The organism is Vibrio sp. 1-1(7) (genome assembly GCF_013048485.1).
Lineage (GTDB): Bacteria > Pseudomonadota > Gammaproteobacteria > Enterobacterales > Vibrionaceae > Vibrio > Vibrio fujianensis.
The window spans coordinates 448,481-471,502 of record NZ_VHSP01000001.1; the positions used below are offsets into that span (position 1 = coordinate 448,481).

Below are 23,022 nucleotides of genomic sequence, written 5' to 3' on the forward strand. Positions count from 1 at the left end.
AGGGTGAAAAATGAATACAACGTCAGGAATCAAGACGATGCTGCTTACTGCCATCGCACCTATCGTATGGGGCAGCACCTATATCGTAACCACCGAAGTACTACCGCCAAATTCGCCACTCATGGCTGCTTTAGTACGAGCTCTGCCTGCTGGGATATTGCTAGTACTGTTTGCTCGAACTTTACCAACTGGACATTGGTGGTGGCGTTTACCTGTATTGGGCTTTTTTAATATTGGTTTCTTCTTTTACTGCTTATTTTTTGCAGCGACTGAATTACCAGGAGGAATGGCAGCATTGGTGATGTCATTCCAACCTATGTTGGTGATGATGATGAGTTGGATTCTACTGAGCACACGGATCACCCCTTTGCAGTGGGTTGCTGGGGGTGTTGGTATCATTGGGATTGGACTATTAGTGCTTAATCAAACCGCATCTTTGAGCATACAAGGTTTATTGATCGCCGGTTTAGGAACATTCAGTATGGCCTCTGGCGTCGTTCTGACTAAAAAATGGGGCCGTCCTCAAGGCATGTCGACACTTGGATTTACCGGCTGGCAATTACTATTTGGTGGCGTGTTTTTGCTGCCCACGACCCTGTGGATTGAAGGCGTACCAGAGCAAGTTACTGTGCTTAACTACCTGGGTTACGGATACCTGAGTGTGGTTGGCGCTATGTTGGCTTACTTTCTCTGGTTCCGTGGTATTGAGCAACTGCCAACGGTCACGGTGTCCTTTCTTGGCTTTTTGAGCAGTGTCTCAGCTTGCTTACTGGGTTATGTCATTCTCGATCAAGCACTCACTTGGACGCAAATTTTCGGAGCAGGGGCGATTTTTATCTCCATCGTGCTGGCTATCCCGCGTTCCACCTCAACCACTTATTCAACAGCACTGGCTTTCAGTTTAAAAAGGAATTGATATGAAACGGACTCTTATCTCTGGCAGTCAAAGCGTATATTCACAAAGTTTGAATGTGGTGAACTACTTAAAAGGCCTTGCAGAACCACATTTTAATCAGATTGAAATACTGGATTTAGGCGCGTGGGATTTACCTTTTTGCAATGAAGGTGTCAGGTAGAATAGTGATTACTGAATGCCTACGAGACCGCGCTTTCGTCTGTGCACCGTGACATGGTCAATTTGGGCAAAACGTATCTATTGCGAAATATTGCTGATGTGGGTTTCCACTCTATTTTGGGTTTAATGTTTTAAGCGTTTGTGAGCCTTATTAAGCTCGACTACCCTTAAAAGGTAACGTATTTATTTCAATACCTTTCCGATTTGAATTTGTAGCGGAGTTGGCTACGTTGGTTCACCTCAATTGCATAATCTGCCTATGCTCATGAGGACTTACTTACCGCCTACCTGCAACTTCAAGTTGTTTGGGTATAGGTTTATTTTTAGCTGTTGAATGACAAACATTGGAAAAGGATTTAACCATGCCACAACAACAAAAATTCCGTTTAGTTACCAGAAGTGATTTTGATGGTTTAGTGTGTGCGGTATTACTTAAGCAGCTTGATTTGATTGATGAGATTAAGTTTGTACACCCGAAAGATATGCAAGATGGACTGATCGAGATTACCGAGCACGATATTGTGACCAATTTACCTTATGTTAAAGAAGCGCATATGGTGTTTGACCATCATTTATCAGAAACCATTCGTAATCAAGGGGCTCGGCCTAATCATGTTATTGACCCGAATGCGCCCTCTGCTGCGCGTGTGGTATGGGATCATTATGGTGGTCAATCGGTATTTCCCGAGCGATGGGTAGAGATGATGGCGGCGGTTGATAAAGGCGATTCAGCTCAGTTTACTCGTGATGAAGTCCTCGATTCTCAAGGTTGGAATTTATTAAATTTTTTGATGGATGCACGCACTGGACTTGGTCGCTTCAAAGAATTTCGAGTCTCTAACTATAACTTAATGATGAATTTGATTGAGAATTGTCGAACGCAAAGTATTGAGCAAATTTTGGCACTGCCTGATGTTCAAGAGCGGGTTGATCTTTATCGCAAGCATGAAGTTAAATTTAAAGAACAAATTCAGCGTTGTGGAAAAGTGTATCGTAATCTTGTGTTGCTCGATTTAACCAGTGAAGAGGTGATTTACGCGGGTAATCGATTTATGATCTATGCGTTATTTCCCCACTGTAATATCTCGATTCATAAAATGTGGGGTTTTCAACAGCAGAATATTGTTTTTGCTACGGGTAAATCGATTTTTGATCGCAGCTCTAAAACCAATGTTGGCGCATTAATGCTTAAGTACGGTGGTGGTGGTCATCACGCGGCTGGAACGTGTCAAATTTCATTATCTGACGCAGAGCGTGTGCAAGAGGAATTAATCAAACAAATTAATTTAGATGGTTAGAGATCATACATAACAAACGAACAGGCGGTGAACTAGCCTGCTCGTTTGAGTGGGCGTGGTTTAATGCGTTGGATTAATCGTTAACGGTTCGAAGGTTACCAGTGCATTATTGGTTGCGCCAGGGTGGTCAATATAATGCTTATCTTGTTGAATAGTATAGTAAACATCAACAAAATCATCATCATTAGTCAATAATCCACTGGGAATGGCATCAATAATTTTACCTGTAATATTGGCAATCACCGAATAGCCTTGCGCTTCAAGATCGGGGAACGATTGAAGCACTTTTTCAGCCGCTTCAACCAACAGCTTAGCGAGTTCTTGATAATTCGTACCACTATCTTGTTCCATCAGGACGATATCGACAGCCCCCCAACGATAACGAGACCAATGGATCATCACTTGGTTAGGAGAATAGTCAACTTTGTCATAACTTAGATAAGGCATATCTATCACATCAATAGTCGGCTTATCACGACTTGGATCAACCCCTGTGACAAGCGCATAAATTTCAGCTTTGCCTGAAATCCAGGGCTCTTTGTCATCCTCTAAGCGAATTTTTTTCAGTACCGTGGTTGATAGTGGTTGGCTAGCCGATTTATTCGACTCACTGAGATCACGCGCTTGCGATCTAGCGACGAGATCGTCAGATTGAGTGATCGGTTGTTGCCCCAATTTTTGTAGCTCTTGACGCATGGCTTGTAAGCCGGCCTGTAGCGACTTGGCGCTATTATTATCGACAACAAAGACAGGAACATTGGGCATTTGGTAGACATCTAAATAATGGATATTACCATAAATATCAAATGCTTCGATAAAGTCCCAGGTTTGTTCATTGCCTTTAGGTTCAAAAGCAAATAATGGCAGTTGGCCTTGTTGTAAATCTTTGAGCATAGTGCCATCAGCTAAACGAAGCTCTAAGAGATCGTCAGTAAACGCTTCAATACCTTGCAGTGTTCGGATGGTTTTGTCGGCTTGTTTTACTCGTGATGTTAACGTTGGATTTTGATCATCACTGACTAAATTTGCAAGGGAAACACTTAGCTGATCGTTATTAAGTGTGTTCTGTAACGAGCCTGAATATAAATGGTAGTTTTGACTCAAGTAGTAGGCAATATCACGTTTTTCATTACTGATTGTATCAGCGCGTGCAGTATTATCATCTTCGGATTGACAACCTAATAAAGCGAGGGTGAGTCCGGCAATTAGAATTATTTTTTTTATCATAAGAGGGCCTTTAGGGCAGCGAATAAAACGAGGTTACAAGATGAATTTAACATAACGATTAATACCGTCAATCATATTGATAAAGGAAATGCTGAACGGAGATCAAACATTAGACCTTTTACTCTATATTCTTCTAATTTAAAGCGACGTTGGTGCTGGCTCGCTTTATTCACCTGAATTACCTAGGGTCTGTGGATGATGAAAAATATCCTTGCTGCTAACCTGAAAAATTTTCATGTTGTATGTGAAGCTTATTCACTATGATCTTGCTCACAGTATGCTTCAATGCTTGAACCAATAAAGCAGTATGGATACAAGAATATGAGCACATTTACCCTTCTTGATGGCGGTATGGGCCGCGAATTAAAACGTATTGGCGCGCCGTTTTCTCAGCCTTTATGGAGCGCCCAAGCGCTGATTGAGTCCCCAGAGCATGTCCGTTTAGCGCATCAAAGTTTTATTGATGCTGGTGCCGATATTATTACCGTCAATAGTTATGCCTGTGTGCCTTTTCATTTAGGCGAAGCTCTGTATCGCAGTGATGGTGCAAGATTAGCCCGTTTAGCGGCGCAAATTGCCGTTGAGGTTGCACAGCAAGCGTCACATGCTGTACAGGTAGCGGGCTCGATTCCGCCAGCAATGGGTAGCTATCGCCCGGATCTGTTTCAGGCGCAGCCAGCGCAAGAAATCACCCAAACCCTGTATGCAGCGCAAGATCCTTATGTGGATATTTGGATTGCCGAGACCATTGCCAGCTTAGAAGAGTTGAGCATGATTCAACAGGTCTTAGGGCAATCAAGTAAGCCTTGTTATTACGCGTTTACTTTAAAAGACGATAGCGATGTGGCGCAGCTGCGTTCTGGAGAGTCGGTATCGGATGCCGCCAAGCAAGTCTATGCGGCAGGAGGGGCAGGGATGTTATTTAACTGCTCAGTACCTGAAGTGATGGCGGATGCTATTTCGCAAGCGAAAAATGTGTTGAATGGAGACAAAACCGGTATCGAGATCGGGGTGTATGCTAATAGCTTTGCGCCGATTAAAGCGCAACATGCGGCTAATCAAACCGTTCAGGCGATGCGTGAGTTCAGCGCGCAAGATTACCTTGAGTTTGCCAAGCAGTGGTATGAACTAGGTGCAACCGTGATTGGTGGCTGCTGCGGTATTACCCCAACCCATATTCGTGCTTTACAGGATTGGAGGCAGGCGCTTGAAAAATCTTAACTATGGCTTGGCTTTCCCGGCGATTATTTTGGTATTGGTATTACTGACCGTTTCAGCCCTTTATCCTGCCAACTCACAAGCCATGGCCGGACAAGCGATGGCGTGGGTCAGTCACTGGTTTGGCTGGTTGGTGCAACTAGCCAGTTTGGCGTTAGTCGGCTTTTTACTTTGGCTCGCCTTTTCCAAACATGGCCAAATCCGTCTGGGTGATGAAAAAACCGAATACAGCAATTTTTCTTATGGTGGGATGATATTCACCGCTGGTGTTGGCGCATCCTTAATTTACTGGGCGATTGGTGAGCCGATGTATTACCTCCAATCGCCGCCGTTATTTGCCGAGGCGAATAGTTACCCAGCCGCAGCTTGGGCTGTGACCTATTCGATTTTCCATTGGGGGATCACTGGCTGGGCCATTTACTGTTTCCCCGCGATTCCTTTTGCCTATGCTTTTTATGTACAGAAAAGGCGCACTTTAAAAGTGTCGAGTTTATGTTCATCCGTAGTCGGCAATCATCCGCTGGTCAGCAAAAGTATTGATCTGTTGTCGATTTTTGGCACGCTGGCCGCTTTTGCTAGCTCATTGGCGTTAACCGTGACGCTGGTGAGTACTGGGGTTGCCGATTTATTGGCGATCAATAATAGCCTTGGTCTACAAGGGATCATTATTGCGTTGTTTGTCAGCTCATTAGTCGCGGTGATGTTAGTGGGCTTTAATCAAGGCATTAATCAAATTTCAAACTGGACAGTGACCTTGGCGATTGTGTTTGCGCTGTTTGTCCTGCTGGTCACTCAGCCTGCTTTTATCGTCAATAATTTTACTGATTCATTAGGCGTGATGCTAGATAGCTTTTTTAGAATGTCTTTGTGGACCGATCCGGTTCAGCAAAGTGGCTTTGCTGAAGGTTGGACGCAATACTACTGGTTTTGGTATTACGCGTATTTGATCATGATGGGGCTCTTTATTACCCGCATTTCACGTGGCCGTACCATTCAAGAGGTGATCCTTTATACCCTTTCGATGGGCGCTTTAGGCTGCGCATTTTTCATCTCTATCTTCGGTGGTTATGCGGTATGGGCGCAAATGCTGGGCGGTTTACCTGTGCAAGATTGGATGGCGGAAGGCGGATTAACTTATGCGGTGGTCGCTTTGATCAAAACTTTACCCGGCGGTGGTTGGATTCTAGGGTTGTTTTTAATCATCCAGTTTTTCTTAATGTTGACCACCATGTCGAGCGCCAGTGTCGCCACGGCGATGCTGACCACCAATCAACTTGAACTGAATGGCGATCCTGACAATCGAGTGAAGCTACTCTGGGCGGCTGCCATTGGTTTGATCAGTCTCAGTGTATTTTTAGCGGGTGGTGGCATTGAGACCATCAAATCACTGTGTGTGGTTGCCGGTCTGCCGATGATGTTTATCTATGCCATTATGTTGAAAGGTTTTTTACATACGTTAGGCATTTTACCCAGTCACAGTGAAGCTGAAACGGTGACTGAGCGCCAGATTGTGCTTAGTCAAGCGGAGTAACTGAACCCAAGCAAGCCGGAATTAATAACCGGCTTGCTTGGTACTGGCTAGCTTAAAATCATAGCGCTTTTGGCCTCAAGTGTGATGAGCATTTCTCCATGTTGATACTTATAATCTTGTGCGCTTAGCGCATTGCTAAACTCTCCACTGGTTAACCCTAACTGCCAGAGGGGCAAACATACGTCACGGGTATGACTAAGATTAATCGCAACCAGAACTCTTTGCTCCGCATAGCAGCGCGCAAAGACAAAGCTGCTCTCATCTTGATACAGCAGTTGAAAATCCCCTATTTGCAAAGCGACATATTGTTTTCGTAGCGCAATCAGTTGTTGAAAGAAAGCAAAATAAGGTGATGTTGTCACTTGCTGCCAAGGCATACAACGACGGTTGTCGGGATCATGACTGCCTCTTAATCCAACCTCCGTCCCATAGTAAAGGCAAGGCGTACCCACATAGGTGAAAAGTAGAATGCTGGCGATTTTAAACAAGGCCTGATCACCATCGATCAGCTCGATAAATCGTGCGGTATCATGGCTATCTAATTGATTGAGCTGTGCTAATTGATTGGCCCACGGGATTTTGGCTCTCGCTTCTGCTAGCCAATCGAGAAACTGCGCTACTTGGATATCGATAGGGTGAAAAGCAATATCTAAATGAGTGAGCAAAGCTCGTAAAGGATGCGCAAAACCATAATAATTCATCGCGCCATCTTCTTGATCGCCTTGTAGCCATTGGGTCGCTTCAAAAAAATGTTCACCCAATACATAGCAATCCGGATTAATGTCTTTCGCGGCTTCTCGAAACGCTTGCACGTAATGAGTATTATTTTTCGCGCCTTCACCTTCACCCAGCATATGAATAACATCAAAGCGCCAGCCATCAATGTGATAAGGTGCTTTGAGCCAATGTTTAATCACAGCATCGTCAGATTGATAAATCGCCGCTCTGACTTCAGGATGTTGAAAATTAAGTACTGGTAGGTTAGCGATGCCCTTCCAGCCAATATAGTCTTGGCCATCACCATTAAAAAAATAATAATGGCGATAAGGAGAATGGCTGGATTGATATGCTCCGCATTGTGGGTGCCAACCTTGTAAATTAAACCAAGGGTGTTCGGTTGAGGTGTGATTAAATACCGCATCAAGGATGATTCTCATCTCTCGTTGGTGTAAGTTTTGGCATAACTGTGCAAAATGTTCATTACTGCCCAAATGTGGGTCGATGGTATAGTAATCCATGCAATCATATTTATGGTTACTAGGCGCATGGAAGATAGGGTTTAGGTACAGCGCGGTAACGCCAAGGTTTTGTAAGTAATCAAGCTTTTCTTCTACCCCATATAGGTCGCCGCCATAAAATTCACAGCCGCCATTACCTTGGTGGCTATCAACAGGCTCTCCCCACGTTTTAGCGATAACCGATTTTCCATCACTCACGGAATATTCACCGCTTTTTACGCTGATCTCGGGTTTGCCATTGGCAAAGCGATCCGGAAATATTTGATAAAAAATCTGTTGGCTGACCCACCGTGGAGGCTGATGCTGTGTATTGTATTTAAAATGGCATTCCCGGCTGGGAATCCGGGTAGACACTGATTTGGCATCTAACCACCACTGGTTATGTGTGGTTAGAACTTTAAATACGTAATGTGTGATCGCTCTATCTTGGTTGAGTGGAATGGTCGCTTGCCAATAGCTGAGTCGCTCGGTGGTCGCCGTTTTTTCCATTGCGACTAACATTTCTTCGTTATCAGGTTCATGGCGAACGAAAACCTTACTACATGGAAACGAGGCTTCTATTGCTAGTGTTAAACTTAATCCATTATCGTGGTAAGTAACCCATGATTCGGTTTGACCGTGAAAAAGAAACGGGGCGTGCATATTATACTCCTTGGTCATCCTGCAATACCTTGGCTGGTCGCTGACAATGTCGAGCGGTCTGGGTAAATTTCAATAAAATGCGTGGAAAGCGGCTGAAAATTTATCTCGACATAACTGCGCTGCTCCGTTACCACCAGTGTGAGTGGTTGCTGATTGAGATGATCGATTAAGGCATATTTTCCCTCGCTCAATTGCCAATGTTTAATCAGCTCTTGGGGTAAATGCAGTGGCACGGTTTTACTTTCCGTGGCACTAAAGTTAGCCGCTATAATTAATTTTTGCTCAGGACAAGAGCGGGCAAAGGCAAACAGCGTATCTTGTTGCTGTGCAAAATGTGGCCAATTCTCGGCGTATAAATCGTGATAATCGCCCATCAGCGCTGGACTGTTTTTAGCTAAGTTGAGTAGCTGGCAGTAAAATTGACGTAGCTGACGCTGCTTATCACTTAACTGCCCACCATCAAATCGACCATGATTAAGCCATTTTTGATGCTCAGGTACGCCAATATAGTCAAAAATAGAGGTGCGTGACGGCTGACCAAATCCAGCCTGTTCCGCCCCTGGCTCTCCCACCTCTTGACCAAAATAAATCAAGGTCGGCGCACTGGATAAACAGGTAGAGATCAGCATCGCTGGTCGCCCTTGTTCAGCATCACCGGCAAAGTCAGCCGAGGCAATGCGTTGTTCATCGTGATTTTCTAAAAAATGCAACATATGATGTTCAATATCACGCATTTGATACTCAATGCTGCCAATGATCGCGGTTGAAGCTTTGCCCTGCATGATGGCTTTTAACCCATCGTACAAATCGACTTTATCGTACAAATAATCCATTTTGCCTAACTGAATATAATCACGGTAAAGGTCGGGCTGATAGACTTCAGCCATTAAAAAGGCATTAGGGTTAACGTGCTTGATCGCTGAGTTCATAAAACTCCAAAACTCAATCGGTACCATCTCCGCCATGTCATAACGAAAGCCATCCACGCCTTGCGCTAGCCAGTAGAGGGCAATATCACGAAACTTAAGCCACGAGTTCGGCACGGACTGCTGCTGCCAAAAAGTAAAATGCGCTTGATGAGAAAGCCAGCGATAGGATTCGGGGAGTTCGGCGAAGTCTTTCTCTCCACTAGGAGTAACGCCGTAATTAATCTTTACCGTTTCATACCAATCGTCCACATCCGGTTTGGCCTGCCGCGAGCCATTGCCGGTCCATTTGGCTGGAAACTCTTGATAAGGCTCAGCCAGGAGCGGATGACTTTCACCTCCTAATGGTGCTAAGTGATCGGGCAGATCGGGCATTTGAAACGCCTGATTGGGTAGGTAATAAAAATTATTGTCTCTGGCATACTCAAGTTGAGTATTATCACTTTGTCCGAAGTCTTCAACACCGGGAGGATTGTTTAATCCTTGATAGTGTCGCGCCACATGGTTCGGAACAATATCAATAATAACTTTTAAGCCAGCCTGATGTGAGCGTTGAATTAAGGCCAAAAACTCTTGGTTACGTTGCGCGGGGTTATCGGCCAAATCGGGATTGACTGAGTAATAATCTTTCACTGCGTAAGGCGAACCCGCGCGTCCTTTGACTACGCTTGGATGATCATCACTGATGCCAAACTGGCGGTAGTTAGCCACTAAAGCATGATGATGAATACCGGTATACCAAATATGCGTTGCCCCTAATTGAGCAATTTCTTGCAAGGCTTTAAGCGTAAAATCACTAAACTTACCCACTCCGTTTTGCGCTTTTGTGCCCCAAGGGATGTTGGCGGTTTGCGTATTACCAAATAGACGAGTAAAGACTTGATAAACGTTTATTTTTGAAGAGGAATATTCTGGATGCATCGTCTAAAACCTAACTGCTATCAATAAGAAACTGCTTAAGGGTAGACAATGGTTAGATAATGCAACTCATCCCTTACTCAGCAATTTAGGGCGTAGATCGAAGGGAGAGTGGAAAAATGTGAGCGAGGTTAAGCTATACGAATGAACGGAATGGTTGTTGCTATGGCCTGCTGGTGATTATAGCAAGCCACAGAAATCGAGAATTAAACCCCAGCGCGTTTCAGTAGTCCGGCCATCAGTGGCGAGCTGGATTTCACTTGTTTAGATTTATTTTGTAGGCTTTTCACTAGCTGCGGCTGATTAATGCTTTTGGCAATATAAGCCATGGACTGATAAAAACCGGCCGCAGAGTTGATTTTGGCTTTATCATTGAGGGGTGCTAGCAGCTGAACCATCGCCGTACCACTCATGCCATTATCGATAGCGTGTTGCTGAACGGCATCCAACAAATGATCCAAATCGGCTAACGCTTCGGTGCTTTCTATCCCTTGTTTTTGCATTGCTTTGCGGTTGCGCTTGCGAATTTGTTTGATCACAAAGGCAGGTTGGTTAATCTTTTTGAAACCAAAATAACCAGCGGCCACGACAAGAACTAGCCCACCGACCACATAACCCCAGATAGAGCCAGAAGAAGATTCAACCATAGGTTGAATGGCATCAATACTGGTTGCGATATCAGACATATATATTCCTTACTTTAGAGAAAACTTAACTATTAGGAGGGTAGTTAAGTATGAAAAGACCATCATTGACTGTGCAGCAAGGTGTTGCTTTGCGTTTTATCAACAATAGTGCAAAAGGGAGTCCCGGTTATATCATTTAATCGGCGCAATGTGATCGTTTTACGCTGAAAATTAAGCGGGTAGTGATGACTCACGCACAATTAACTGGCCAAGATAGGTATGATGCAATGAGGTCACTGGCTGCTTATTAGCAAGTATCACCGCGCATTGTGTGGCCGCTTGAGTTAACTCGACAATCGGCAGCGCCACGGTTGATAAACTTGGAATGCCGTAGGCCGCTGCAGGTTCATTATCAATACCCACAACGGCAATGTCCCGTGGTACGTGCAGGCCGTGTTCATGTAAAGCGCGAATGGCCCCAATCGCCATATCATCATTACAGGCAAAAATCGCACTAAAGTTGACGCCACGAGTGAGTAGCTGCTGGGTAGCATGGTAGCCAGAGTTAAGGCGATTATCGCCTGCGACGATCAAATCAGGGTTAGGTTCAATATTAGATTGCGCGAGTTGCTGCTGATAAGCGGCGAAGCGGAGCTGACCAGTTTCACTGTTGAGCGGTGAAGTAAGACAAGCAATCGCTCGATGGCCAAGGGTTAATAAGTGCTGCATAGCAAGGGTAGCTAATTGAGTTTGATCTAAGCCAAAGCTTGCGATGGCAGCCGTAGAAAAGCGTCGATTTAACACCACGAGCGGTATGGCATGCGTTTGTTGCCACTGACTTAGCTCGCTTTCCGTTAAATGACGGCTATAGATCATAATCGTGTCACAGCGTTGATTCGCCAATGTTTGCAGCGCTTCTCGCTCACCTTGGGCACTATTTTTACCATTGACCACCAGCAATTTTTTGCCCGCTTGGTGGGCCCCTTGTTCGGCATGATGCAGAATGCTACCAAAATAGCTGCTTTGAAAATGTGGCAAACTTAAACCAATTGCATGAGAGGTATTGGTGGCCAGCGCTTGCGCTAAGGTATTGGGTTGATAACCGAGTTGTTGCATGGTGGCAAGAACCGCTTGGCGGGTGGATTCTTTTACTTGACCATTGCCGTTCAGCACTCGTGATACGGTTGCTTTAGACACTCCGGCGGCTTTGCATACATCATTAATGGTGGCCATGACGGCAATTACTCCTAACTGATCCAGCCCTTTGTCATTTGAGCGTGCAAAGGGCTGGTGAGTGTATACCCTTCCGACTTGAAGCTGTAGGGGTGTTGACTACGTTCGTTCGCCCCAATCACATAGTCTATCTATGTTCATGGGGACTTACTCACTTGCCGCCTAGCGGCAACGGCGAGTGGTTTGGGTATCGATGGAATTAAATATTTTGTCCGTTACTGGCAATCACTTGCTGGTACCAGTAAAAGCTTTTCTTCTTCGAGCGCGCCATGGTCCCAGTGCCATCATCGTGCTTATCGACATAGATGAAACCATAACGTTTTTTGTATTCACCGGTGGTAAAAGACACGCAATCAATACAGCCCCAAGGGGTATAGCCCATCACCTCAACACCATCGTAGTTAATGGCGGTCGCCACCGCTTTGATGTGCTCGCTGAGATAGTTAATTCGATAATCATCATTAATTGAACCATCCGCTTGCACTTCATCAAGCGCGCCAAGACCATTTTCGACAATAAAAATTGGCTTTTGGTAACGCTCATACAGTTCAGATAAGGCAACACGTAAACCGTCGGGATCGATTTGCCAGCCCCAATCCGACGCGGGTAGATATGGATTGAGACGGCTATTTTCAAACAAGGAGGTGGTTTGTCCTTGCTCTTTCTGGGTTGAGACAATATTGGTCATGTAGTAGCTGATCGCGAGGTAATCAGCGCAGCCTTCACGTAAAATTTGCTCATCCTCAGCGGCGATGTCGATTTGGATATTTTTACGTTGCCATTCTTTAATCAAATAACTTGGGTAGTAGCCACGGACTTGAACGTCACTAAATAGATACTTTTCGCGCATCAGCTCTTGTGCGAGTAACACGTCTTCTGGACGACAAGTAGCTGGGTAGAGCGGCATGATGTGGATCATGCTACCGATTTTAAAATCAGGGTTTATCTGATGGCCTAATTTGACCACTTGCGCACTGGCAACAAATTGATGGTGCAGCACTTGGTACATCATCTGTTCAGGATTTGGGTAATCGGTGTAGATCATGCCTGAGTTACAATATCCCCAAATCGGCAGTTTCCAGTTACGCTGATTGTTAATTTCATTAAAAGTGATCCAGTATTTGACTTTGTGCTGATAGCGCTCCATCACAGTCTGGCTAAATTTAACGAAAAAGTCGATCACTTGGCGATTCGCCCAACTGCCATAGTGTTTCACTAAGTGATTCGGCATTTCGAAATGCGAAAGGGTGATGACCGGTTCAATGCCGTATTTCAATAGCTCATCAAACAAATCATCATAAAATTGCAGCCCAGCTTCGTTAGGTGTGGCTTCATCGCCGTTCGGAAAAATCCGCGTCCAAGCAATCGATGTGCGAAAGCATTTAAAGCCCATCTCGGCAAATAGCGCGATATCTTCTTTATAATGCCCATAGAAATCAATCGCTTCATGGTTAGGATAAAACTGATCGGATTCTACGCTATCGGTGATCACTCGCGGTACTTCATGCGCCCCTTTAGTCAGCACATCAACCACACTCACGCCTTTACCGTCTTTGTTCCAGCCACCTTCAACTTGGTGAGCCGCCACTGCGCCGCCCCAGAGAAAATCTTTCGGAAAACTGTACTGTGTCATAGGTTACCCCTTAATCAACTTATCAGAAATAGGCTTAATCTGTGACTAGTCTAGATCGTTTTTTACTCATTTGAAACCGGTTTCTGTAACCGGTTCCAAATTTTTATTATTGATGCCATTTTTGTTGTGAAGCGCATAGAAATGATTTACTGGCCCATGGCCTTTACCTACCTGTAACTGGTCAGCATGTAAGATGGCTTGCGAGATATAATGCTTTGCTCGCGTTACCGCTTGCTCAAGGCTTAGGCCTTGCGCGAGGTAAGACGCGAGCGCCGCAGAAAGGGTACAACCTGTACCATGAGTATTGTTGGTGTGGATTCTTCGCCCTGAAAAACGCATCACCCGCGAGGCGCAGATCAGCCAATCGTGACTATTTACTGATGCAGTAAAGTGACCACCTTTAAGTAGCACCGCTTGGCTTGGCAAAGCTTGTAATGCGGTGATGATCTCATCAAGTTGCTGGTCGTGTTTTGGCATCGGACAGCCAGTTAATACCGCAGCTTCAGGTAAGTTGGGGGTAATAACCGTGGCTAATGGTAATAACTGCTGCTTTAAGTCGTTGACAGCTTGATCGGCAAGTAACGCATCACCGCTGGTGGCGACCATTACCGGATCTAACACGATAATCTTTGGTTGATAGTGACGGAGTTTTTCAGCCACGATATGGATAATCTGGCTATCAGCTAGCATACCAATTTTTACCGCGGCCACGGTAAAGTCACTAAAAATCGCATCCAGTTGACTGGCAATGTGCTCAATGGCAATCGGCAAAATTGCCGTTACTCCAAGGGTATTTTGTGAGGTGATGGCGGTAATGGCGCTACAAGCATAGCTACCAGTGGCGGAAATAGCCTTGATATCGGCTTGGATCCCGGCGCCGCCGCCGCTATCTGAGCCAGCAATGGTTAATACGATTGGGATGGGTGAAAGAGCAGATAAGGTATTGGTCATGAAAGGCTCCTATAGATGACGTATAGGAACTGGCCAATGACGACCAATATGGTCGAAGCTAAATCATCGTATACACATTGATGCTAGTGGTATGCGAAGGCTGCGTCATCGGTTGCCATAGTTCCCTACGTCAGTGCTAACTGAATCAGGTTCAACGGGTCTCGCAATGCGATCTCAGCCTTAAGGCTCCCCGACTATAATGGCCTATACTAACAAATAATTTAAGTGAAACAACTAGAGTTGAACCACCTTATGACAGCGCTTCTCTAATGCTACTTTATCATGGCTAATGAGGACTAACGCGCAGCCTATCTGTTGTGTTAAATCCAGCATCAATTCCAATGTGTTTGCTGCGGTAACGGGGTCAAGACGAGAGGTGGGTTCATCGGCAATCAGTAGCTTAGGCTTCATTAATAAAGCCCGTAAAATAGCAAAGCGCTGTAATTCCCCTCCCGAGATTTGAGTTGCCTGACGCAGCAATAAATCCGGTGATAAGTTGAGTTTTGCCATTAAGATCGGGATCGCCTGCTTATCAATCGCATGTCGTTGTTCAAGATCGTTCAATAGCGTTTGCAATGTGCAATGTTTCGCCAACGCACTGGGAGGGTCTTGATACAGCTTCAGCGCCTCAGCGACCTTGATTTTCTGGTGAAACGTGATGCCGCCAGAGCAAGGGGATTGTAACCTAAGCAAGAGATCGGCCAAGGTTGATTTGCCACAACCGCTGTCACCGCTGATGCCAAGAACTTCACCACTGGATAATGTGAAATTAAGATCTCGAAATAGTGTTCTCTTTGCAAACCCTTTGGTTAACTGATGAACCGTCAGTAGTGGTTCACCTATTTGAGATTTAGAACGTTTTTCCCAAAAATGGGGATCAGCAGCAATAAGGGCTTTGGTGTAGTCTGATTGAGGGTGTTTAAGCACTTGTTCTGCTGGCCCTCGCTCTTGGATAACCCCTTTTCTCATGACAATGATCTCTCCCCCTAAGCGGTCAGCGACTTCAACATCATGAGTAATGGTGAGTACCGCTCCTCGCTGCTTATGGGTGAGGAGCTGTTCAATAATCTGATCTCTTCGACTGCTGTCTAGCCCTTTGGTTGGTTCATCAGCGATCAACAGCTCGCCTCCTGCTTGAGTGGCGCAAAGATAGGCTACCCGCTGTGCCATGCCTCCAGAGATCTGATGGGGGTATTTCTCTTGGTCTTGGCTAAGTTCAACCTGATTAAAGGCTGCCTGTGTTTTTTCATTCGCCTGAGCGGCATTGTGATTAACTAACGTATGAACTTCACGGACTTGCTCACCTACGTTCATTAATGGGCTTAAGGCGTACCAAGGTTCTTGAGGGAGAATCGAGATTTTCTTTCCCCAGAGTGCTTGACGCTCTGCCTGAGAGCGGGAGTTCTGATTTTTTCCAAATAGCGTGATATTTCCTTGCAAGGTTAACTCATTGGGTAACGTTCCAATAATTGCATTGGCAAGAAGGCTTTTCCCTGAGCCCGTTTCTCCTAAAATGGTGATTGCTTCACCAGAAGCCAGATGGAAGGAGACGGGATCAACCAAACACTGTTCTTGGCTATTGATCGCTAACTGCTCTACGTGTAATAAAGTGTTCATGCGTGTTTACCTCGAGCTAATAGATGAAAACTCATGACTAACAGAAAGACGACCACGATAGGCTGAAGCAGTACCCATGGGGCTTGATGATAATAACGAAATAACTCAACCATCATGAGCCCTAGTTCTGCGGCGGGTGGTTTAAGGCCTACATATAAAAAACCAATCGAGGCAAGCGCCAAGATGGCATTTCCAGCCCCAAAGCAACCTAAGGTAAAGAGATCGGTACGCAGTGTTGGCCACAAGTGGCGTTTAAATTGATACCACGAACTGAATCCGTAAAGTCGGGCGGCTTCAATTTCGGGAGAGCGCAGCAAGGTTAGGGTTCGGCTACGCACCACTCGAAAATACTCTACCCATAAAATTAAAGAGATAGCAAAATAGAGGATCATAAATGAGCCCGGTAGCATGGCACCAAAAAGAAGAACCAAAATGAGCCCCGGCATAGCCAAAAGTAGGTTGACCAACCACGACAAGCTTTTATCCCACCAGCCCCCTTTCCATGCCGCCGCCACCCCTGCGAGTAGCCCTAATGAAGCCGAGGTGAGAACACTGAACAGCGCCATACTGAGCGAGGTCATAATTGCACTACTGAGCCGAGCGTAGTTACTGCGGCCATAGTGATCTCGCCCGAACGGTTCTTGCCAAGACGGTAATGCAAACGCTTGAGATAATGATTGTTGGGCCGGATCACCCTGATAAAAAAGCCACTCGATGGCGGTGAGCGTGATGAGAACGAATAAAATACTCAATCCCACCCATTGGGTTCGAGATAAATGAATAAGGCCACTCATGCGTGTGATTCCTGTTTTGCAAATCGTTGTCTTGGATCTAGGTAATACTGGGCCACATCAACCAAGGTATTGATGAACACAAACAGTAACCCCATGATCAATGCCGCACCTTGGATCATCGGAATATCACGTTGGAAGATAGCGTGAGAAAGGGCATGACCAATACCGGGCCAGGAAAATAAGGATTCAATCATGACGATTCCTTCTACCAAGCCGACTGCTTGAATGCCAACGAAAGCAATGACGGGCAAAGCAATATTTTTATGTGCATGTCGCTGAAATGCCTGAGATTCGGTTAACCCCTTAAGACGTGCAAACTGAAAATAGGAGGAATGAATCACTTGGTGGGTGGCATTACGGATCATTCGATTAGACATAGCGGCAAGGCTACATGCCAATGCGCATGCAGGAAGAATCACGTGTTCTAGTCGGCCAAACCCCGCTACGGGCAGTAAGTTCAGGTGTAAAGAGAAAATCAAGATCAGCACCAACCCAATCAGAAAGACTGGCTGAGCCCTAACAGTGATTGAACCAAAGAGCGCAAGGTGATCGCTCCACTGGTTAACTCTTCTTCCACAGTAGATCCCAAGTGGAATGGCAAGGCATAGAGAAAGTAACGTTGCTGCGCCCGCAAGAAGTAATGAATGGCCAAGCTGATGAGATAGGGCATCAACAATCGGCTCGCCACTGACGAGAGAATGCCCCAAATTAAAATGCAACAAATCCCATAGCCAACTGAGATAAAGCTCAACACCTGAACGATCAAGCCCAAGTTCCGCTCGCACCGCTAAGGCGGCTTGTTCATTGACATAGTCATAACCATAGCGACCTGCTGCAATGCGGTAGGCGATATCGCCGGGGATCATTCTCATCAAAATAAACGTCAAGGTGCCCACTGACCAAGCGACAAAAAGTGCTTGGTACAACCGAGAGAGCAAGAGTTTAGTCATGGAACTTCATCTCCGACAGACGGTAGTTAATCTCAAATGGGTCAAAAGAGAAGCCATGAATTTGACGATTTACCGCGATAATTTGTTGGTAATAAGTCACAGGAATAAGAGGCATTTCATCAGCAAGGATATGAGCGGCTTGCTGAGCCAATTGTTCATATTTCTCTGGGTCAGATTCAGTGACTAGCAGATCAAGCTGTTGTGAGAAGAGATCGGATGACCAGTGCATGGGTCCCCAATCGGATCCTTTTTCGGTAGCAAAATCTTCCATTAGTAAAGGTAGGGGGTCAGCAAGTGTACCGAAATTGCGGGCAATTAGTGCCAGTTCTAATGAATTATCATGATGCTTGGCAGGAATGGCACTGGAATTATCAATCGAAATTTGAACATCAATACCCAACTCTCGCCATTGTGCTTGGATTGCCGTTGCGAGGAGAGGAAGCTCTGGTCTATCGGCATAAGTCAGTAACTGAACGCGGAAAACTTCCCCCGATTTTTCCAGAAAGCCTTGCGCGTTTTTTTGCCAGCCTTGGTCGGTTAATAATTGTTGCGCTTTTTCTAACTGGCGTTGTTCTCCCGATAAAGTGGGCAGATGCCAAGAGCCTAAAGCGGGAGAAAAAAGTTGGTAAGCATGGGATTGTGGCAAACGGAGTACGGATTCTGCCATACCTTGACGATCCAAAGCGAAGCTAAGGGCTTGACGTACTGATTTATGACTAAGAAATGGGTGAGCATTATTGACTTTAATCAACACGGTTCGTGGTATTGACTCAATGTGTAACTGGACATTTTTGGCCTGCTGGAGGGCTGGGATACTGATAGGATCTAATGTATAGACGATATCCGCTTGCCCCGTTTGCGCGAGCAACGCTCGGCTTTCTGAACGATGCCCCGTTAAGTACTCCACTTTCTCAATGGCCGCTGGTGTTCCCCAGTAACGATCAAAACGCATGACTTGCGCCTTATGTGGTGCTTGTAATTGATCAATTTGGTAGGGGCCGGTGCCTTGTAAGCGATTGACGTGCCCATTTTCATGATAAGACGATGGCGAAATGATCGCGGTGGAATAGTGAGCGAGGACGGAAAGCAATGGCCGATAAGGACGCTGTAGGATGATCACCAGCGCCTCATTTTCTGCGGTAATCGACTCAATCGGGACTTGACGAATCACTCCCGGTTTATTGACGGCTCGGCTGAGTGAGTGAACGACAGCTTGGGCCGTGAGCGGCTGACCATCATGAAACAGAACATTGGGGCGAATTTCAAAAACCCAGCGTAATCCATCTTCACTCTGTTGCCAGCTTTGTGCTAAAAGCGGATAAGGTTGTGCTTGGTCATTAATACCGATTAATGCTTCAACGACCTGTAAGCGAGAAAAAAGAAAACCATCTTTTGACAAATCTTGGCTACTAAACTCAAACGGACCAGAAACGGATAAAAGAGAGGGTTTGTCCGATGCGCTGGGTTTCCAAAAAAACACCACGGCAATGGCGATAACAGCAAGCAAGAATAACGTTTTTTTCATTAGTAGAATTCTATATGTTATAACATAACATTATTTCAGCATGAGAATCGTTATCATGTCCAGTATTTTTTGTTATTGAATCGCTTGTGAACTATTTCATGTGTGAATGAGAAAGTAAGGTTGGCAATAGGGCGTGTTCGGCGCTGGAAGCACAGGAGCCAAAGTGCTGGCTCCTGCTTTATTATCTTATAGACTATGGGAGGGCGTTTTCACCAACCTGTTTTTGTATCAATAAAAGAGGGGTTATTGTGAAGAATAAAGGGTAAGAAAGATAGTGACGGCTCGGTGAACGGTGGTGTTAATTTGTGTGTGAGTGGGTTTGTCTATGGCCCCTAAGGCAAACGGTTCAACGTATTCCGCAGATAGAAGAGCTTTAAATTGCATGGCGGCTATCCAAGGGTCGCAGGGCTTTAGCATTCCTTTATCAATTTGTGCAGCAATATACTCGCTGACGTGCGTCCAGCCTTTTTTTGGCCCTTGCTCATAAAAATGTCGTCCAACAGAGGAGCGTTCAGCTTCGTGGATCGCCATACGATAAATTGCCATGGCTTCAACACCGAGAATCGAGTTGAGAAAATTTACGCCAAATTCTTCTAAAGAAGTGGCAATATCTCGATTTTTATCAAGAGATAAGAACGCATTAGCGATCTGTTCGGTGGCTGAAGAGGCCATGACCGCTGAAAAGATCTCTTCTTTAGAGCTAAAGTAGTTATAGAGCGTGGCTTTTGAACCGCCCAGCATTTTAGCAATGTGTGACATGGATGTCTGTTCAAAGCCTTGTTGTGTAAAAGAATCTTTTGCAACCTCTAAAATAGCTTGCCTTTTTTCTTCACTTTTAACTCGCATTCACCCATCAATCCCAACTGAAAAATTTCTATAAGTTTCTCTTGACTAGCCATTTCTGTCAAGAGTATAACTGTACCGTGCAGTTTAGTTATAAGGTTGTGAAATGTGAAATACAATACTCAAATAAAGCTTATGCAGAGCCAATCTGTTTCTTATTTTTCGATGAGTATTCTCAGTACGGCGTTACTTTTTGGCTGCGCAAGTCCAGATCTAGATCAAGACTTGGCCAAGATGAAGTCCGCACAAGAGTGGAATACCGAACAGACGTTTACTGATCATACCAGCATAGAGTGGCCGACGGATACTTGGTGGGAACGCTATCAAGATACACAGCTTAATCAATTAATAAGAGAAGCCTTTGAGTATTCCCCCACGTTACAAATGGCGAAGGCACGATTAGATAATGCCCGAGGCATTGCCGAGCAAGCAGGGGCTGCTCGTTCGTTGGATGTCGGGTTGGCGGCTTCTGCAAGCGAAAGTAAAGTCAGTTATCAGTACCAATCGTATTCACCACCTCATGGTTGGAATGATTACGGCTCACTCACGCTTAATTTTCAATATGACTTTGACTTCTGGGGTAAGAACCGAGCGTCGATTGCGGCGGCAACCTCAGATTTGGCCGCTGCAGAGGTTGAAAGTGTTTCTGCTCATTTGATGTTAGCGACATCCATTGCTAATGCCTATGCCGAACTGGCACGTCTCTATGCTAACCAAACCACGGTAGTAGCGGCTTTAGGGGTGAGAGAGAAAACGGTTGAGTTATTGCAAAAACGCTACGACAACGGGCTTGAAACTCTGGGGGCGGTTAGCCAAGCAAAATCGATTGCTGCCAGTGTTGATGCTGAACTCTTGGCACTGAATGAGTCGATTGAATTACAAAAAAATGCGCTTGCCGCTTTAGTTGGGCAAGGGCCGGATCGCGCACGAGCGATTTATGCTCCAACCATTACGCTCAATGCTCGTTTTGGTCTGCCAGCAGACGCTAGTATTGGCCTGTTAGGGCATAGAACCGATGTTGTTGCTGCACGCTGGCGGGCTGAGGCGGCTGCTGAGCGGGTAGGGATCGCACAAGCCATGTTTTATCCCGATGTGAGTTTTTCCGCATTTATCGGTTATCAAGCTTTCGGTCTCGATAATGTGTTTAACAGCGGTAATGATGCAGGCGGCATTGGTCCGGCCATCTATTTACCCCTCTTTACGGGCGGCCGATTAGAAGGACAACTTACTTCTGCTCAAGCCCGTTATCAAGAGTCGGTCAGCTTATATAACGCTACTTTAAATCAAGCTTTGCATGACGTTGCGGATGTGTTGACCAGTACTCAGGCGTTGGATGAGCGGATTGCAAAAACGCAACAAGCCGTCATACAAGCTGAGCGCGCTCACTATATTGCTAACAATCGTTATCAAGGAGGGTTAGCGACTTACCTTGATGTTTTAGTCGCTGAGGAGACGTTACTTAATAACCAACGGGCGTTGGTTAATCTTCAGTCTCGTGCGTTTAGCTTGGATCTTGCACTTATTCATGCTTTAGGCGGTGGTTTTTCTCACTCTCATTCTTGATTTAGTTTTAAAAGGTTTTTTTATGAATTCGTCTGAACAAACAACGGAACATTTTGATACTCACCGAGCTTCACAAGCTCGTAAAAAAGGGTTCTTATTTCTTTTATTTGCGATCATCATTGTTGGTGGGGGTTACAGTACTTATTGGTACTTTATTGGTTCACGTTTTGTTTCAACCGATAATGCGTATGCTGCGGCCGAAATTGCGGAAGTGACTCCAGCGGTGGGCGGTATCATTGCCAGTGTTAATGTGGTGGATACTCAATACGTCGACAAAGGTGACGTGTTGGTACACATTGATGATACCGATGCTCGTTTGGCCTTGAGTCAAGCTGAAGCCGATTTAGCGCTAGCAAAGCGTCGTGTTCGCAGCTATTTAGCCAACGATGAAGGACTAACCGCCTTGGTGGAAGCGCAAAAAGCGAATGAGCAACGTACCAAAGCACAGTTAAGTGCAGCGCAAGCAAATTTTGAACGAGCGAAAATAGACTTAACTCGTCGTGAAGGGCTTGTGCGCTCGGGGTCGGTATCGGGGGAAGAGCTGAGCAATGCACAAACAGGGTATAGTCAAGCACTAGCCAATTTGCATGCAGCTCAAGCGGCAATGGCGCAAGCGAAAGCGACGAAGCTGTCGAGTATCGGTTCGCAAAAAGCCAATGCCGCGTTAACAGATAACACCACAGTAGAAAATAACCCGGAAGTCTTATTGGCTAAAGCTCGTTTGGAACAAGCTAAAATTGATCTAGAACGTACTATTATCCGAGCCCCAATCAGCGGGGTGGTGGCTAAACGTCAGGTTCAGGTTGGGCGTCGGGTTCAAGTTGGAATGCCATTAATGACCGTCGTGCCTATTAACCAGATTTATGTTGATGCCAACTTTAAAGAGGTGGAACTGCGTGAGGTGAAAATAGGTCAGCCAGTTACATTAACAGCAGATTTGTATGGCGATGACGTGACTTACCACGGGGTGATTGCGGGTTTTTCGGGCGGGACAGGTTCGGCATTTTCTATGATTCCGGCACAAAATGCGACCGGTAACTGGATTAAAGTGGTACAACGGTTGCCCGTACGAATTGAATTGGATCCGAAAGAATTACAGAGCCATCCCTTGCAGGTTGGGCTTTCAATGATTGTCACTATTGATACCGCCGCTGAAATTAACGCACAAACGTTAGTGCAATATCGGGCAACCCAATTAGCAGAACAAGGTTAAG

19 protein-coding genes and 1 riboswitch are annotated in these 23,022 nt (G+C 45.5%); of the genes, 7 read left to right on the forward strand and 12 right to left on the reverse strand.

The annotated features are described in order from the left end of the window. Nucleotides 1–10 precede the first annotated feature (10 nt). From FKN05_RS02170 to FKN05_RS02180, 3 genes are all read left to right on the forward strand, one after another. Nucleotides 11–916, forward strand: coding sequence for an EamA family transporter (locus tag FKN05_RS02170; protein ID WP_170886776.1), 906 nt, complete (start codon nucleotides 11–13; stop codon nucleotides 914–916). A 1-nt stretch (nucleotide 917) separates the two neighbouring features. Further along, complete coding sequence (locus FKN05_RS02175; protein WP_249339260.1) at nucleotides 918–1,076, forward strand: NADPH-dependent FMN reductase family protein; 159 nt, start codon at nucleotides 918–920, stop codon at nucleotides 1,074–1,076. Between the two features lie 361 nt (nucleotides 1,077–1,437). Further along, the gene (locus tag FKN05_RS02180; RefSeq protein WP_099612624.1) at nucleotides 1,438–2,373 is read left to right on the forward strand and encodes an exopolyphosphatase; all 936 of its coding nucleotides are present in this window, start codon (nucleotides 1,438–1,440) and stop codon (nucleotides 2,371–2,373) included. 60 nt (nucleotides 2,374–2,433) lie between these two features. On the opposite strand, the gene FKN05_RS02185 is transcribed toward FKN05_RS02180, so the two are convergent. After that, nucleotides 2,434–3,600 (reverse strand): DUF3103 domain-containing protein, encoded by a 1,167-nt coding sequence (locus FKN05_RS02185; RefSeq protein ID WP_170886778.1) that lies wholly within the window; start codon nucleotides 3,598–3,600, stop codon nucleotides 2,434–2,436. Nucleotides 3,601–3,921: 321 nt separating this feature from the next. Here FKN05_RS02185 and FKN05_RS02190 point away from each other — a divergent pair, with 321 nt between their 5' ends. Together FKN05_RS02190 and FKN05_RS02195 are read left to right on the forward strand one after the other, a co-directional pair. Next, the gene (locus FKN05_RS02190) at nucleotides 3,922–4,821 is read left to right on the forward strand and encodes a homocysteine S-methyltransferase family protein (protein WP_170886781.1); all 900 of its coding nucleotides are present in this window, start codon (nucleotides 3,922–3,924) and stop codon (nucleotides 4,819–4,821) included. After that, entirely contained in the window at nucleotides 4,808–6,349 is a 1,542-nt protein-coding gene (locus FKN05_RS02195; RefSeq protein ID WP_170886783.1) for a BCCT family transporter, read from the forward strand. The genes FKN05_RS02190 and FKN05_RS02195 overlap by 14 nt, the downstream gene beginning before the upstream one ends. A 47-nt stretch (nucleotides 6,350–6,396) precedes the next feature. Here the strand turns inward: FKN05_RS02195 and malZ are convergent, their stop codons facing one another. The 11 genes from malZ to FKN05_RS02250 form a co-directional block, all read right to left on the reverse strand. Then, nucleotides 6,397–8,229, reverse strand: coding sequence for a maltodextrin glucosidase (gene malZ / locus FKN05_RS02200; protein WP_170886784.1), 1,833 nt, complete (start codon nucleotides 8,227–8,229; stop codon nucleotides 6,397–6,399). Nucleotides 8,230–8,243: 14 nt separating this feature from the next. After that, entirely contained in the window at nucleotides 8,244–10,076 is a 1,833-nt protein-coding gene (locus tag FKN05_RS02205) for an alpha-amylase family protein (protein WP_170886786.1), read from the reverse strand. 203 nt (nucleotides 10,077–10,279) lie between these two features. Next, entirely contained in the window at nucleotides 10,280–10,759 is a 480-nt protein-coding gene (locus tag FKN05_RS02210; RefSeq protein WP_170886788.1) for a hypothetical protein, read from the reverse strand. 171 nt (nucleotides 10,760–10,930) lie between these two features. Then, nucleotides 10,931–11,932 (reverse strand): LacI family DNA-binding transcriptional regulator, encoded by a 1,002-nt coding sequence (locus tag FKN05_RS02215; protein ID WP_170886790.1) that lies wholly within the window; start codon nucleotides 11,930–11,932, stop codon nucleotides 10,931–10,933. Between the two features lie 199 nt (nucleotides 11,933–12,131). Continuing rightward, complete coding sequence (locus FKN05_RS02220) at nucleotides 12,132–13,565, reverse strand: 6-phospho-beta-glucosidase (RefSeq protein WP_170886791.1); 1,434 nt, start codon at nucleotides 13,563–13,565, stop codon at nucleotides 12,132–12,134. A gap of 66 nt (nucleotides 13,566–13,631) precedes the next feature. Further along, nucleotides 13,632–14,516: a bifunctional hydroxymethylpyrimidine kinase/phosphomethylpyrimidine kinase gene (thiD, locus tag FKN05_RS02225; RefSeq protein WP_170886793.1), complete on the reverse strand. Its 885-nt coding sequence runs from the start codon at nucleotides 14,514–14,516 to the stop codon at nucleotides 13,632–13,634. A gap of 105 nt (nucleotides 14,517–14,621) precedes the next feature. Further along, nucleotides 14,622–14,719: riboswitch (TPP riboswitch) on the reverse strand. A 31-nt stretch (nucleotides 14,720–14,750) separates the two neighbouring features. Next, nucleotides 14,751–16,133 carry an ABC transporter ATP-binding protein gene (locus FKN05_RS02230; protein ID WP_170886795.1) on the reverse strand — a complete coding sequence of 461 codons (1,383 nt, stop codon included), beginning with the start codon at nucleotides 16,131–16,133 and terminating at the stop codon, nucleotides 14,751–14,753. Beyond that, nucleotides 16,130–16,927: an ABC transporter permease gene (locus FKN05_RS02235; protein ID WP_170886796.1), complete on the reverse strand. Its 798-nt coding sequence runs from the start codon at nucleotides 16,925–16,927 to the stop codon at nucleotides 16,130–16,132. Before FKN05_RS02235 ends, FKN05_RS02230 begins: the two co-directional genes overlap by 4 nt. Beyond that, nucleotides 16,924–17,877 (reverse strand): ABC transporter permease, encoded by a 954-nt coding sequence (locus FKN05_RS02240; protein ID WP_099612617.1) that lies wholly within the window; start codon nucleotides 17,875–17,877, stop codon nucleotides 16,924–16,926. The genes FKN05_RS02235 and FKN05_RS02240 overlap by 4 nt, the downstream gene beginning before the upstream one ends. Then, complete coding sequence (locus tag FKN05_RS02245; RefSeq protein WP_170886798.1) at nucleotides 17,870–19,402, reverse strand: ABC transporter substrate-binding protein; 1,533 nt, start codon at nucleotides 19,400–19,402, stop codon at nucleotides 17,870–17,872. Before FKN05_RS02245 ends, FKN05_RS02240 begins: the two co-directional genes overlap by 8 nt. Before the next feature lie 243 nt (nucleotides 19,403–19,645). Further along, nucleotides 19,646–20,248 carry a TetR/AcrR family transcriptional regulator gene (locus tag FKN05_RS02250; protein WP_170886800.1) on the reverse strand — a complete coding sequence of 201 codons (603 nt, stop codon included), beginning with the start codon at nucleotides 20,246–20,248 and terminating at the stop codon, nucleotides 19,646–19,648. A gap of 132 nt (nucleotides 20,249–20,380) precedes the next feature. Here FKN05_RS02250 and FKN05_RS02255 point away from each other — a divergent pair, with 132 nt between their 5' ends. Beyond that, nucleotides 20,381–21,808 carry an efflux transporter outer membrane subunit gene (locus FKN05_RS02255; RefSeq protein ID WP_170887225.1) on the forward strand — a complete coding sequence of 476 codons (1,428 nt, stop codon included), beginning with the start codon at nucleotides 20,381–20,383 and terminating at the stop codon, nucleotides 21,806–21,808. Between the two features lie 22 nt (nucleotides 21,809–21,830). After that, nucleotides 21,831–23,021, forward strand: coding sequence for an HlyD family secretion protein (locus FKN05_RS02260; protein WP_099612614.1), 1,191 nt, complete (start codon nucleotides 21,831–21,833; stop codon nucleotides 23,019–23,021). Nucleotide 23,022: the final 1 nt, after the last annotated feature.

What these genes read in the sequence shown, in the direction of transcription:
- FKN05_RS02210 (WP_170886788.1), bottom strand. Translation starts at nt 10,759, where the DNA reads ATGTCTGATATCGCAACCAGTATTGATGCCATTCAACCTATGGTTGAA.
- FKN05_RS02175 (WP_249339260.1), top strand. Translation starts at nt 918, where the DNA reads ATGAAACGGACTCTTATCTCTGGCAGTCAAAGCGTATATTCACAAAGT.
- FKN05_RS02255 (WP_170887225.1), top strand. Translation starts at nt 20,381, where the DNA reads ATGCAGAGCCAATCTGTTTCTTATTTTTCGATGAGTATTCTCAGTACG.
- FKN05_RS02190 (WP_170886781.1), top strand. Translation starts at nt 3,922, where the DNA reads ATGAGCACATTTACCCTTCTTGATGGCGGTATGGGCCGCGAATTAAAA.
- FKN05_RS02230 (WP_170886795.1), bottom strand. Translation starts at nt 16,133, where the DNA reads ATGAACACTTTATTACACGTAGAGCAGTTAGCGATCAATAGCCAAGAA.
- FKN05_RS02185 (WP_170886778.1), bottom strand. Translation starts at nt 3,600, where the DNA reads ATGATAAAAAAAATAATTCTAATTGCCGGACTCACCCTCGCTTTATTA.
- FKN05_RS02240 (WP_099612617.1), bottom strand. Translation starts at nt 17,877, where the DNA reads ATGACTAAACTCTTGCTCTCTCGGTTGTACCAAGCACTTTTTGTCGCT.
- FKN05_RS02245 (WP_170886798.1), bottom strand. Translation starts at nt 19,402, where the DNA reads ATGAAAAAAACGTTATTCTTGCTTGCTGTTATCGCCATTGCCGTGGTG.
- thiD (WP_170886793.1), bottom strand. Translation starts at nt 14,516, where the DNA reads ATGACCAATACCTTATCTGCTCTTTCACCCATCCCAATCGTATTAACC.
- malZ (WP_170886784.1), bottom strand. Translation starts at nt 8,229, where the DNA reads ATGCACGCCCCGTTTCTTTTTCACGGTCAAACCGAATCATGGGTTACT.
- FKN05_RS02215 (WP_170886790.1), bottom strand. Translation starts at nt 11,932, where the DNA reads ATGGCCACCATTAATGATGTATGCAAAGCCGCCGGAGTGTCTAAAGCA.
- FKN05_RS02235 (WP_170886796.1), bottom strand. Translation starts at nt 16,927, where the DNA reads ATGAGTGGCCTTATTCATTTATCTCGAACCCAATGGGTGGGATTGAGT.
- FKN05_RS02220 (WP_170886791.1), bottom strand. Translation starts at nt 13,565, where the DNA reads ATGACACAGTACAGTTTTCCGAAAGATTTTCTCTGGGGCGGCGCAGTG.
- FKN05_RS02260 (WP_099612614.1), top strand. Translation starts at nt 21,831, where the DNA reads ATGAATTCGTCTGAACAAACAACGGAACATTTTGATACTCACCGAGCT.
- FKN05_RS02180 (WP_099612624.1), top strand. Translation starts at nt 1,438, where the DNA reads ATGCCACAACAACAAAAATTCCGTTTAGTTACCAGAAGTGATTTTGAT.
- FKN05_RS02250 (WP_170886800.1), bottom strand. Translation starts at nt 20,248, where the DNA reads ATGCGAGTTAAAAGTGAAGAAAAAAGGCAAGCTATTTTAGAGGTTGCA.
- FKN05_RS02205 (WP_170886786.1), bottom strand. Translation starts at nt 10,076, where the DNA reads ATGCATCCAGAATATTCCTCTTCAAAAATAAACGTTTATCAAGTCTTT.
- FKN05_RS02170 (WP_170886776.1), top strand. Translation starts at nt 11, where the DNA reads ATGAATACAACGTCAGGAATCAAGACGATGCTGCTTACTGCCATCGCA.